Origin of the sequence: uncultured Draconibacterium sp. (assembly GCF_913063105.1) — a bacterium.
Lineage (GTDB): Bacteria > Bacteroidota > Bacteroidia > Bacteroidales > Prolixibacteraceae > Draconibacterium.
Genome location: NZ_CAJXYQ010000017.1, coordinates 12,922 through 25,201 on the forward strand (window position 1 = coordinate 12,922; position 12,280 = coordinate 25,201).

Below are 12,280 nucleotides of genomic sequence, written 5' to 3' on the forward strand. Positions count from 1 at the left end.
TTTTGTTAGGCACCTTAACAATCCTCAATCTTCTTTTTTTACTTTTGTTTTTATGACAAAAAAATATGATACCGGCCTTGTTTTAAGTGGTGGTGGCACACGCGGCTTTGCCCATCTTGGTGTAATTGCGGCTTTAAATAAATTAGGTATTCAGCCCGATGTTATTTCGGGAGTTAGTGCCGGAGCCATTGTTGGTGCATTTATAGCGGCAGGAAAATCGCCCGAAGAGGTTCGGGATATTTTTAAACGTGGTTGGTTTTTTCAATACACAAAAATACATCTTCCGGTTGATGGCCTGCTTAAACTCGATGGTATAAAAGAAATTATCGGGAAGGAAATTGAGGTGATGAATATTGAAGAGTTGGCCATCCCCCTTCATATTTGTGTGTCGAATTTAAATAAAGGTACTGTAGAATATAAAAACAGTGGTCCGCTGGGCGATACCGTTTTGGCATCTGCCTCTATTCCGGTAATTTTTGCTCCTGTACAGCTTGGCAAATATTTGTATGTTGATGGTGGCTTGATGGATAATATTCCACTGGAACCCATAAAAAAAGAATGCGAGCAGGTAATTGCTTCAAATATAAGTCCGATTAACGCCAAAGCAAAAATGAAAAACATGATACAGATTGCTACCCGCACTGTGTACATGAGCGTTAACCAAAAACTGGAGGATTTAAAAAAGCAGGTAGATGTTTATATTGAGCCAAGTGGAATTGACGAATACGATGTATTCCAACGGAAACATGCCGATGAACTTTTCGATCTTGGATATAAAACAACGCTAAAGGTGTTAAAATAAAAAGCCATTCCTAAAATAGAAACGGCTAAAAGTTCCAAATGATAATCGTATATTTTTAATCAAATAAATTCTCGTCGCGTATAATCATTAAAATGGCTGAGTGTGGCAAAATAATATATTTTTCGTTGTTAAACTCAATTTCGTGCCCGCTTTTATTTAAGTAAACAGCCAAATCGCCAATGTGGGTTTGCAAGGGTACATATTTTACCTCTTCCTTTTTTTCTTTCCAAACCTCATCATCCTCGCTAACTGCCGGAATCGGATAACCGGGTCCTACTTTTACGATGTAGCCACTTTGTACTTTTTCGTTTTCCTGCACCGATGGAGGTAAATACAAACCCGATTTGGTTTTCCCCGTCGGATTTTTTGGCTTTACCAATACCCGGTCGCCAACCATAATAAACTTTTCCAGATCTTTTTCTTCAATTACCAACGACATAAGCTTTTCATTTTTCGTTCGGCAAAGATAAAATTTTCACTATTATTTTTAAAAATACAATCTCGATGAAAAAAATATTTTCCCCTTTTTTTAATAACCATTATCATAAATCAAGACCATTTTTTCGACTTAAAATCTATTTTATTCAATATTTCCATTTCAACAAAAACCCCTCTTTACCCTGTTTTTCAATATCTTACAAAATTTCTCAATTAATATTTTAAAAAAATATACTACTTTGTTTTGCATAGTACCATTTTTTAACCTTATATTTGCAATACAAAGTTCAAGTTAAAGAAAAGTACATTTTTAAAAAAAGTTCTAAAAAAACTGTAACGAATTAAAATTTAAAGCGTCTTAATATCGAAAACAGGAAAACAGAACGGGAAAACAAGAAACAAAAAGTCAAAACAAAAGAAAACAAGAAAACAAAAACAAGCAGGAGGAAAAGTCATGAAAACAACAAACAATGTTCAGAAAGCAATCACAAAATCATTAGCAGTTATTATTAGTTTGGTTTTAATAAGCATTACAGTTAATGCTCAGGATTTTTGGAGAACCGTATTGGAAAACAACAGCTTTAGCCAAATAGCCATGGCAATGGTTGACCAAAGCGAAGCTGGCTCACCATCAGCAGATGGTTATTACACCAATGAAATGAGTGCCTATGCAGAATATGCAAATGTTGAGGCAGAAGAATCATTAGACGTAGAAAACTGGATGACCAACGAAAACAGCTTTTTTACTACAATTACTATTGAAACAGCTACTGAAAGTGCTCTTGAAGTAGAAGCATGGATGACCGATGAAAACCGTTTTAACACAATGGCTACCTACTTAAGTGTTGAAACAGAGGATGCTCTTGAAGTGGAAGACTGGATGTATAATACCGATTTTTTTGGAGTAACAACTGTAGAAGTTGAAGAAGCTACCGAAACAAAACTTCAGGTAGAAGCTTGGATGACAAACGCAGAAATCTGGGAAATGTAATTACGAATAACTCATTGAAATAAAAAAAACCGCTGTTCTTTAATTAGAATGGCGGTTTTTTATTGAATTAATCCTGCCTTTTAAGAGCTTAGCTTACCGGATACTCATTGTGAATATCAGTTAAAACCTCGCACCCTGTTTGCGTAATCAAAACCGTATGTTCAAACTGTGCCGACAGTTTATTGTCCATTGTTCTGGCTGTCCAGCCATCGTTTTTATCGATAACGGCTTTGGCTTTCCCCTGGTTAATCATAGGTTCAATAGTAAAAATCATCCCGGGTTTCATCTCTGGTCCGGTATTCCGGCGCGAGGCATGGTCAACCTGCGGCTCTTCATGAAATTCAATACCCACACCATGGCCACAAAACTCGTAAACTACACTGTATCCTCTTGCCTTTGCATAACGCTGAATAACAAAACCAATATTCCCAAAGCGATTGCCGGGTTTTACCTGTTCAATCCCTAAATCAAGGCAGTGCCAGGTGGTGTCAATCAGCTCTTCAGCTTCTTTGCTTACCTCTCCCACTGTAAACATTCGCGAGGTATCGCCGTAGTAGCCATTCAAAATTGTGGTAATATCAATATTCAATATATCGCCGGGTTTTAAAATGGTTTCTTTCGACGGAATGCCATGGCAAATAATATTATTGGGCGATATACAACTCGATTTTGGGTAACCATTGTATCCTTTGGTAGCAGGAATTGCTCCATGAGATCGAATAAATTCTTCTACCTTATCGTCGATAAACTCCGTGTTCATTCCCTCTTTTACAAATTGCTCGGCAAAGTCCAGCGTTTTGGCAGCCAGTCTGGCACTCTGTCTGATGCCTTCTATCTGTTCCGGAGTTTTTATAATTATTTTTCCCATAAAGCTTTTTTATTTGCCGCAAAATTGAACATTTGTAGTTGATTTTCAAAAACCGAACAATAAATTTGCAAAAAAGTTTACATCTTTTCTTTTCACAAGATGAAAACACCTTCACAAAAACAAGAAATGAAATATAAACAACAATTATCCACCAAATCATACTTTGTTAACCGATTTAAAAAACTCTCCACCTCCTTTCTTTTTTGGCAAATACAAGACATTGCCTGGGAACATGCCGAGCAACTGGGTTTTGGATTTGACAACTTGAAAAAAGACAAGCAGTTTTGGGTGCTCTCGCGATTACTGGTGAAAATTAAACGACGCCCCAGCTGGGGAGAAAAATTTACAGTAGAAACATGGCCCGTTGGCCTTGAAGGTCTGCTGGCTTTGCGCGATATCGAATTTATTGACGAAAAAGGAGAAAGTATCATTCAGGCCACCACCAGCTGGTTGGTACTAGACCAGCAAACAAAACGTATTATTCGTTTAGAAGATCTTTACGAAATACCATCGAACACCGAGCGGGTTTTAAACCAGAATGCGGGAAAAGTACGACCACCAAAATCCGCTGAAGAGCTCATATTCTCGCCGGCCTTGTTTAACGAAATTGATGTAAACCAACATTTTAACAGCGGACGCTACCTGGAACGAATAATCGACAGTTACGATTTTGACTTTCATGAAACAAACGAATTGACCGAATTTGAAGTAAATTTTGTGAAAGAAGGTATTCCGAGCGACCAGCTGGCGGTTAAGAAGCAAATAATTGATAAAAATAACCATATTTGTAGTGTAGTTCGCCAAAGCGACGGAGCCGATTTAATACGTGCCCGACTGGTTTGGAGCCTGCGGCAATAGAGTTTACAACCAAACACCACATAAACATATTAGCGCTCTTTTTCTTTTTAAGAATAAGTAAGCCGGATTAAACAAAAAAAAATCAGGCAATTTCAAACGTTTGCATTGATTTTTAGCTGCTTAATAAGAATTACTTATACTAACAAAAGCCAATAATTTAAAGATTATTTAAAACTTTAAACGGGCAATAAAAACTTAAAAAAGATGAAGAGATTACTATTGATTTTTACACTGGCTATTAGTAGCCTGTTTGCTATGGCACACGAACTGAGTTCCCCCAACGGCAAAATGAAATTATTGGTTGAATTACTCAACGGAACACCGACCTACCAACTACATCTAAATGAAAAAGCCATTATTAAACAAAGTAAGCTTGGGTTGGAACTTGCCAATAACCAATCGTTAATGAACGGATTTACAATTACCGATGTACAAACATCAAGCGTAAACGATACATGGAAACCGGTTTGGGGCGAGCAAAGCGAGATTAAAAATAATTACAACGAACTGGCACTTACTCTGCAACAAAAAAGTACCAACATAAAAATCCTTCTGCGTTTTCGTGTTTTTGATGATGGTTTAGGTTTTCGCTACGAGTTTCCGGAGCAGGAAAACCTGGTGTATTTTGTTGTTAAAGAAGAATGCACTGAGTTTGCCATGGCCGGCGACCACAAAGCCTGGTGGATTCCCGGAGACTACGACACGCAAGAGTACGACTATACTACATCAAAACTTTCGGAAATAAGAGGCCTGATGGAGAAAGCTGTAACTCCCAATGCGTCGCAAACGCCAATTTCGGCAACAGCCGTTCAAACCGCGTTAATGATGAAAACCGATGATGGCTACTACATCAACCTACACGAAGCCGCTTTGCAGGACTACTCGTGCATGCATCTCGAACTGGATGATAAGAACATGGTATTTAAATCGGTTTTAACTCCCGATGCGGTAGGCAATATGGCGTATATGCAAACGCCATGCACCACTCCCTGGCGAACCGTTATTGCCAGCAAAAATGCCGGCGACATTTTATTGTCGAACATAACGCTTAACCTAAACGAACCATGCGCATACGAAACAACCGACTGGATAAAACCGGTGAAATACATTGGCGTTTGGTGGGAAATGATTACAGGCAAAAGCTCGTGGGCTTATACCGACGAGGTTTTGAGCGTAAAACTGGGCGAAACTGATTTTACACAAACCACGACCAACGGCCGGCATGCAGCTAACACCCAACATGTAAAAGACTACATTGATTTTGCCTCGGCACACGATTTTGATGCCGTTTTGGTTGAAGGCTGGAACGAAGGCTGGGAAGACTGGTTTGGCAAATCGAAAGACTTTGTTTTTGATTTTGTGACCCCCTACCCCGATTTTGATGTTGAACTGCTGCGCGATTACGCCAAAAGCAAAAATGTTAAACTAATGATGCACCACGAAACATCGGGTTCGGTGCGCAATTACGAACGCCATATGGATACCGCCTACCAGTTTATGGCTGAGAATAACTACAACTCGGTAAAAAGCGGCTATGTGGGCGACATTATTCCGCGCGGCGAGTACCACTACGGACAGTGGATGGTTAACCACTATCTGCACGCTATTAAAAAAGCAGCCGACTATAAAATAATGGTGAATGCACACGAAGCGGTTCGGCCAACTGGTTTGAGCAGAACCTATCCAAATTTAATAGGAAACGAATCGGCACGCGGAACTGAATACGAAGCCTTTGGAGGAAACAATGTAGACCACACCACAATTCTGCCATTTACCAGGCTTGTGGGCGGCCCCATGGATTACACACCGGGTATTTTTGAAACAAAGGTAAGTGCGTACAATCCGGATAACAATTCACAGGTGCGTACAACCATTGCACGCCAGCTGGCCTTGTATGTAACCATGTACAGCCCGCTACAAATGGCTGCCGACCTGCCTGAAACCTACAAGAAACACCTTGATGCCTTTCAGTTTATTAAAGATGTGGCTATTGATTGGGATAAAAGTCTGGTTTTGGAAGCCGAACCCGGCGATTTTATCACCTATGCACGTAAAGCTAAAAACAGCGAAAACTGGTTTATCGGCCGCACCAACGACGACCAGGAACGCACGTCTGAAATTAGTTTTGATTTTCTTTTGACGGATAAAAAATACATTGCCACCGTTTATGCCGATGCTAAAGATGCCCATTGGGAAACAAATCCGAAAGCCTATGAAATAAAAAAATATGTGGTAACCAACAAGTCTCAGTTAAAACAGGCGTGCGTGCCCGGTGGTGGTTACGCAATCAGTCTTGTTCCTGTGGAAGATAAAGTTGAATTGAAAGGCCTTAAAAAGTTGTAGAAACCGAGAAAACGAATAAAGCACACCTGGCAACACACTTAATTTTTCAATGAGAAAGGATTCTATCTGTATAAAAGATGGAATCCTTTTTTTGTAAAATTTGGCAACAAAATACCACAAAAATAACCCCAATGCGAAAAAGCTCTTGCACAACATAATTGAAATTAAATAAGGATTCTTTTCAATAAATGAACAATTGTGTATATTCAAGCGTATTTAGATTAATCAGAAGAGGTAGTTATGGACTTACTCATAAACACATTCTTTTTAAATGACAAAAGGAAAAAACAAACGCTTTGAGGAACTGGGCATAAATCGCTGGTCTTTATTCTTCAATGATGAAAGGACAGAATCGAAATACCGGGAAGAGTATTTCAATAATTCCATTTATTCGTTTCGCCTGGCCTTTGTTATTGCCATTTTACTTTATGCCTTATTTGGTGTTTTAGATGTATACACCTCTGAACGGTTTATTAAAGAATTTTTTACCATACGTTATCTGGTAGTTATTCCTTTTCTGATTCTTGTTCTGGCCGTATCGTACTTTCAGCTCTTCAAGAAAATATGGCAAGGTTTTACACTATTAGCGTATATTGTAGGAGGTAGCGGCATTGCCATCATGCTCTTACTAAACCCATCGAATTTATATTATTACGGCGGGTTGTTTCTGATATTTATTGCAGGTTACTTCTTTATTCATTTGCATTATTTGTTTGCTATTTCTGCCGGGTTATTGGTTATATTTTGTTACAACATTGCTCCTTTTTTCTCAGCGTCATTACAACACCTCAGTATTGAACATCAACTTATTAGCAATACATTTTTTATTTCAGCCAACCTTATTGCTGCCATTGCACTGTATAATAATCAGCTAGTTGCGCGTACAGAATTCTATCAGCGTATGCTTTTATCGTTGCAGCAAATACGCATAAAAAATATAAATGAGAACCTTGAAAAGAAAGTTGCTGAACGAACCGAACTTCTCAATAACAATAACAAAGCCCTTAAACAGGAAATAGACTACCGGAAAAGCATTGAAGAGAAATTATTGGTAGCAAAAGAACAAGCCGAAGAGAGCGACAGATTAAAAACAGCATTTCTGGCAAATATGAGTCATGAAATCCGAACACCAATGAATGGTATCATCGGTTTTTTGGATATGATTGCAGACCCCCAGATAAGCCAGAACGAACGTGAACAATACCTTGATATTGTAAAGCAAAGTGGAAACCGACTGCTCCAAACCATTAATGATATAGTTGAGATTTCAAAAATAGAAGCCGGGGAATTGCAGGAAAATATAGCACCGGTAAATATTGGCGATACTTTTAGTTATCTCAACGATTTTTTTGCCCCGAAAGCACAATTGAAATACTTAGCTATTAAATTCAAAAACGGCTTTGGCGATACTACAATAATGACCGACAGCAATAAACTGGAATCGATTTTAACGAACCTGATAAATAACGCTATTAAATTTACCGAATACGGAAGCATCGAAATAGGAGTTACTCCACAAAATGATGTTCTGGAGTTTTATGTAAAAGATAGCGGGCAAGGTATTCCGGCTGATCGCCAAAAAGCTATTTTTGACCGCTTTGTACAAGCTGATTTAAGCTTAACCCGGGGGCACGAAGGAACCGGTTTGGGACTGTCGATAGCAAAAGCCTATACCGAAGCGCTGGGCGGCAAAATTCGCCTAAAATCGTTACCCGGCAAAGGCACCACCTTCTTTTTTACAATAGCGTTAGTCTTTGGTGACCATCAAACCAATGTAACAAGACCAGAATTAAAAAACAGCCCAAATGCTATACCTCAGGAAAATATAAGAATACTGGTAGCAGAAGACGATGCCGTTAGCTTTAACCTGATCAGGTCAATTCTGAGCCCCAGGAAATACGAGATAATACATGCGAAGAACGGCCATGAAGCCGTGCAATTATTTACCGAAAAACACGACGAGATTGCATTGATACTTATGGATTTAAAAATGCCAAAAATGGATGGAATTGAAGCAACACGCCGAATCCGGGAATTAAATAATACCATCCCGATTATTGCCCAAACAGCTTTTGCACTATCCGGCGATAAAGAACTGGCACTTGAGGCAGGGTGTAATGATTATTTGGCAAAGCCCATCAAAAGAAATGAATTGCAAAATAAAATCAGTCAATTTTTCACCCGAAAAAAATAAATCTATTTTAATTGGTATTCTTTTTTTATTACCCTGCGTTCGTTTTCGCTCAACGACTTCATGTATCCTTTCCAGCCCGGACACCAGTTAATGTGCCACCTCCAAAACCTTCCGGCAAACGATTTTGGTTTTGCATCGTATTTGGCACGCATTTTACAGTTTTCACAATTTGATTTGGCCATAGTTACTGGGTTTAAATAGTTGATTTGCTGATCATTTAAATTTTTAATAATGCATTAATCTGCTCTACCTTTTCTTCCATAGGCAAATGCCCGTTTATCCAGTGGATTTTTGTTCCCCGCTTTTCCATTCCTCGAAACCAGGTCATCTGGCGTTTGGCAAACTGATGAATCGCAATCTCAAGCTTACGGAACATTTCATCAAAACTCAATTCACCAATTAAATGGAGGGTAAGAAATTTGTATTCAAGTCCGTAATAAATTAATTGCTCCGGGCTTAAACCCGAGTCGAGCAAGGTTTGCACCTCATCAAGCATCCCCTCATCAAGGCGCTGTTTTAGGCGGGTAGTAATGCGTTGGCGACGCATCTCACGGTCAAAATCAATACCAACATTTAAGCTGCTAATTTCGGGCATAGCCGAATCTTCTATCGGATTTTCGGCATAATATTTTTCAATTTCAATTGCCCGAATGGCTCTTCGATCGGTTTCCACATCAGTATCGTTGTGCAAATCGGGTTTTAACTTTTTCAAAATATCGGTGAGTTCTTCCAGCGTTTTGCCTTCAAGCTCTTTGCGTAATTTCTTATTCGGAGGCACCTCAATTAAACGGTAATTCTTTAACACTGCCTCCAGGTACAAACCACTTCCTCCGCACAATACCGGAAACTTCTTCCGTGACACAATGTCATTAAAAACATCAATAAAATCGGTTTGAAAGCGGTACACATTGTAGTGTTCTCCGGCATTTTCGATATCAACCAAATGCGAAGGAACTTCCCGGCCGTTCACAAAATAATCTTCCAGGTCTTTGCCGGTGCCTAAATCCATACCGCGGTACACCTGCCGCGAATCTGCTGAAATTACTTCACCATTGTATTGTGCTGCAAAATGTGCAGCAAGTCCTGTTTTTCCGGTGGCCGTTGGCCCTAATATGCTTACTAAATTGTAGGTCAAAACATAAAATATTTAGGTGCAAATTAACGAAATATTAGTGGCTTAACCATTTTTAATTTACTTTCTAAATATTTTAATAATTATTGTCGATTTAATTAAATTAATTGAGAATTTAATTAATTTTGAAACCTTTCGCGACTAAAAAAAAGAAGACAGTGATAAAAGAAGCTTGTGTTGAATCGTTTGAAGAAGCAAAGCGGGCGCAGGAACAAGGTGCCAATAGAGTAGAGCTGTGCTCCGACCTGGCCAATGATGGACTAACACCAACAATGCGAGACCTGCAAAAAGCATGTTCGCTCCTTGCTATTCCGGTAATGGTTATGGTGAGGCCCCGAAAAGGGAACTTTGTGTATTCACCGCATGAAATAAGCGAAATGAAGCAGGCGATTGACAAGGCAAAAAATGCCGGCGCCCATGGTGTTGTTTTGGGTATGCTCAGGCCTGACAATAAAATCGATGCCAAAAACACCCGCATGCTGGCAGAATATGCGCTGCCACTTCCGGTTACCTTTCATAAAGCAATTGATGAAATGGATGACCCCGTTGAAGGCGTAAGGGTATTAAAAACCATTCCGAATGTAAAACGAATACTTACATCGGGCGGGAAACCAACAGCCCTGAAAGGACTGGAAACCATCAGACAAATGATCGCTGAAGCTGAAGGAAAAATAATCATGCTTGTTGCGGGGAAAGTACTGGACACGAATGTAAGCAAGATACAGAAACTCACCGGAACGAACGAATTACATGGACGCCGAATTGTTGGCGAACTGCTGTAAAAAGATAACATCAACATATAACTTATTAGGATTTTTAAAAATGAAGAAATTAATTTTGTTTATACCCGTTTTTCTGGCATTTATGGCAAATGCCCAGTTAGAACATGAAATTACCGACTATGTGTGGCAAACCGACGAAGCCGTTTTGGAAAAACTAGAAGATTGGCAGGATTTAAAATTTGGACTGCTGATGCACTGGGGCAGTTACAGCCAGTGGGGAATTGTTGAATCGTGGAGTATTTGCCCCGAAGATTACGGCTGGTGTGAACGAAAAAAAGGCAGCAACCCGGAGGATTATTTTACCTATAAAAAAGAATACGAAAACCTCAAATTATCATTCAACCCAACGGGTTTTAATCCTGACAGATGGGCTAAAGCAGCCGCCGGCGCCGGAATGAAATATGTGGTATTTACCACCAAACACCACGATGGGTTTTGTATGTTCGATTCGAAATATACCGATTACAAAGTTACCAGCACCGAGTGCCCTTTTAGTGCAAATCCAAAAGCAAATATTACCAAAGAAGTTTTTGATGCTTTTCGCGAAGAAGGATTATGGGCTGGAGCCTATTTTTCGAAACCCGACTGGAACAGCCCCTATTACTGGGACCCCAAATTCCCGCCTTTCGACAGAAACGTAAACTACGACCCGGCATTATACCCGGAGCAATGGGAAAAATTTGTGGAATTTACCCAAAACCAGATTATGGAATTAATGAGCGATTACGGAAAAATAGACATCCTTTGGTTAGACGGTGGCTGGGTTTCGAAAAAATCGCCCGAGCAAGTGGAAGCCTACTACAAACACGTGGCTGAAAACGAGAAATCGGGGTTTCCGAAATCGCGTGCCGTAAACCAGGACATCCGCATGGACGAAATTGCAGCCAAAGCCCGCGAAAAACAACCCGGATTAATTGTGGTTGACCGCGCAGTTAAAGGCCCTAACCAAAATTACCTTACACCCGAAAACAAGGTGCCCGAAACACAATTGCCCTACCCCTGGGAAAGCTGTATTATTGCAGGAGGTGGCTGGTCGTGGGTACCCGATGCAAAATTTATGACCCCAAAACAAGCCATACACATGCTGATTGACATTGTAGCCAAAGGCGGAAACTTGCTGTACAACATTGCCCCGGGCCCCGATGGCAAATGGCCTGAAGGTGCCTACGCCTTGCTGGAAGAAATGGGCGAATGGATTGATGTAAACAGCGAAGCCATTTATGCTACCCGCGCTATAGCCCCTTATAAAACCGACAATATTTGTCTCAGCCAGCAAAAAGATACAAAAGCAGTTTATGCCATTTATTTAGAGCAAGAAGACGGTAGTGGTTTACCCGCATCGTTTACCGTAAAAGGAGTTAAAGCAGCTGAAAATGCCAAACTTAGCCTGCTGGGTGCAAAAGGCAACTTAAAATGGCAAAATACCGGCGAGGGTGTAAAAGTTTTCGTGCCGGCTGGCCTACGCAAAAACCTGCCTTGCCAATTGGCATGGGCAGTAAAAATATCAGCGGTAGAATAACCTGCCTCTATTCGAATGTTTCGGAGTTAGGCCTTCAAGGTTTTTGAAACCCGGAAGGTTTTAAACAAACTGCATCGAAACGGAAAAAACGGGGGCGAAATGCAATCATACATGGTTATGTCGCATTTCGCCCTGGTTTTTTCTAGCCCGCAGTAGTTTTTTCCGTTCCGCCATCGTTATACCTCATTCCGCTGCAGTTTTTTCCATTTCGCCATAGTTATACTTCATTCCGCCGTGGTTTTTTCCATTTCTCCGGGGTTTGCGCAAAAATGCAATATGGCAAACTTATTTCTGGTGGCCTTTCACAAATAATTCACTGAAATTAACAAGGTACCAACACCACAACATAAAAA

Annotated in this window: 11 protein-coding genes; 7 read left to right on the top strand and 4 right to left on the bottom strand. The window is 40.0% G+C overall.

Features of this window, described 5'->3' with window-relative positions; all coding sequences use genetic code 11:
* The first annotated feature begins 52 nt into the window (after positions 1-52).
* Positions 53-802, top strand: coding sequence for a patatin-like phospholipase family protein (locus tag QZ574_RS15150; protein ID WP_297091021.1), 750 nt, complete (start codon positions 53-55; stop codon positions 800-802).
* Positions 803-857: 55 nt separating this feature from the next.
* Here the strand turns inward: QZ574_RS15150 and QZ574_RS15155 are convergent, their stop codons facing one another.
* Positions 858-1,241 (bottom strand): co-chaperone GroES family protein, encoded by a 384-nt coding sequence (locus tag QZ574_RS15155; RefSeq protein ID WP_297091023.1) that lies wholly within the window; start codon positions 1,239-1,241, stop codon positions 858-860.
* Between the two features lie 453 nt (positions 1,242-1,694).
* Here QZ574_RS15155 and QZ574_RS15160 point away from each other — a divergent pair, with 453 nt between their 5' ends.
* Positions 1,695-2,231, top strand: coding sequence for a hypothetical protein (locus QZ574_RS15160; protein ID WP_297091025.1), 537 nt, complete (start codon positions 1,695-1,697; stop codon positions 2,229-2,231).
* A gap of 88 nt (positions 2,232-2,319) precedes the next feature.
* Here QZ574_RS15160 and map read toward each other — a convergent pair whose 3' ends face one another.
* Positions 2,320-3,099: a type I methionyl aminopeptidase gene (map, locus tag QZ574_RS15165; RefSeq protein ID WP_297091027.1), complete on the bottom strand. Its 780-nt coding sequence runs from the start codon at positions 3,097-3,099 to the stop codon at positions 2,320-2,322.
* 126 nt (positions 3,100-3,225) lie between these two features.
* On the opposite strand from map, the gene QZ574_RS15170 reads away from it, so the two are divergent.
* The 3 genes from QZ574_RS15170 to QZ574_RS15180 all read left to right on the top strand — a co-directional run bounded on the left by QZ574_RS15170 (position 3,226) and on the right by QZ574_RS15180 (position 8,494).
* Entirely contained in the window at positions 3,226-3,957 is a 732-nt protein-coding gene (locus tag QZ574_RS15170; RefSeq protein ID WP_297091029.1) for an acyl-ACP thioesterase domain-containing protein, read from the top strand.
* 204 nt (positions 3,958-4,161) lie between these two features.
* Positions 4,162-6,300: a glycoside hydrolase family 97 protein gene (locus tag QZ574_RS15175; RefSeq protein ID WP_297091031.1), complete on the top strand. Its 2,139-nt coding sequence runs from the start codon at positions 4,162-4,164 to the stop codon at positions 6,298-6,300.
* A 271-nt stretch (positions 6,301-6,571) separates the two neighbouring features.
* Positions 6,572-8,494, top strand: a complete 1,923-nt coding sequence (locus QZ574_RS15180) for an ATP-binding protein (protein WP_297091033.1) — start codon at positions 6,572-6,574, stop codon at positions 8,492-8,494.
* A gap of 2 nt (positions 8,495-8,496) precedes the next feature.
* Here QZ574_RS15180 and QZ574_RS15185 read toward each other — a convergent pair whose 3' ends face one another.
* Positions 8,497-8,676 (bottom strand): hypothetical protein, encoded by a 180-nt coding sequence (locus QZ574_RS15185; RefSeq protein ID WP_297091035.1) that lies wholly within the window; start codon positions 8,674-8,676, stop codon positions 8,497-8,499.
* Between the two features lie 35 nt (positions 8,677-8,711).
* A complete protein-coding gene (miaA, locus tag QZ574_RS15190; protein WP_297091037.1) occupies positions 8,712-9,629 on the bottom strand; it encodes a tRNA (adenosine(37)-N6)-dimethylallyltransferase MiaA in 918 nt (305 codons plus the stop codon).
* A gap of 155 nt (positions 9,630-9,784) precedes the next feature.
* Between miaA and QZ574_RS15195 the strand changes: the two genes are divergently transcribed.
* Together QZ574_RS15195 and QZ574_RS15200 are read left to right on the top strand one after the other, a co-directional pair.
* Positions 9,785-10,408: a copper homeostasis protein CutC gene (locus QZ574_RS15195; RefSeq protein ID WP_297091038.1), complete on the top strand. Its 624-nt coding sequence runs from the start codon at positions 9,785-9,787 to the stop codon at positions 10,406-10,408.
* 40 nt (positions 10,409-10,448) lie between these two features.
* On the top strand, positions 10,449-11,927 hold the full coding sequence (locus QZ574_RS15200; RefSeq protein ID WP_297091040.1) for an alpha-L-fucosidase: 1,479 nt from the start codon (positions 10,449-10,451) through the stop codon (positions 11,925-11,927).
* Positions 11,928-12,280 lie beyond the last annotated feature (353 nt).

Excerpts from the sequence above, each read along its gene's own strand:
- QZ574_RS15150 (WP_297091021.1), top strand. The coding sequence starts at position 53 with ATGACAAAAAAATATGATACCGGCCTTGTTTTAAGTGGTGGTGGCACA.
- QZ574_RS15155 (WP_297091023.1), bottom strand. The coding sequence starts at position 1,241 with ATGTCGTTGGTAATTGAAGAAAAAGATCTGGAAAAGTTTATTATGGTT.
- QZ574_RS15160 (WP_297091025.1), top strand. The coding sequence starts at position 1,695 with ATGAAAACAACAAACAATGTTCAGAAAGCAATCACAAAATCATTAGCA.
- map (WP_297091027.1), bottom strand. The coding sequence starts at position 3,099 with ATGGGAAAAATAATTATAAAAACTCCGGAACAGATAGAAGGCATCAGA.
- QZ574_RS15170 (WP_297091029.1), top strand. The coding sequence starts at position 3,226 with ATGAAATATAAACAACAATTATCCACCAAATCATACTTTGTTAACCGA.
- QZ574_RS15175 (WP_297091031.1), top strand. The coding sequence starts at position 4,162 with ATGAAGAGATTACTATTGATTTTTACACTGGCTATTAGTAGCCTGTTT.
- QZ574_RS15180 (WP_297091033.1), top strand. The coding sequence starts at position 6,572 with ATGACAAAAGGAAAAAACAAACGCTTTGAGGAACTGGGCATAAATCGC.
- QZ574_RS15185 (WP_297091035.1), bottom strand. The coding sequence starts at position 8,676 with ATGGCCAAATCAAATTGTGAAAACTGTAAAATGCGTGCCAAATACGAT.
- QZ574_RS15200 (WP_297091040.1), top strand. The coding sequence starts at position 10,449 with ATGAAGAAATTAATTTTGTTTATACCCGTTTTTCTGGCATTTATGGCA.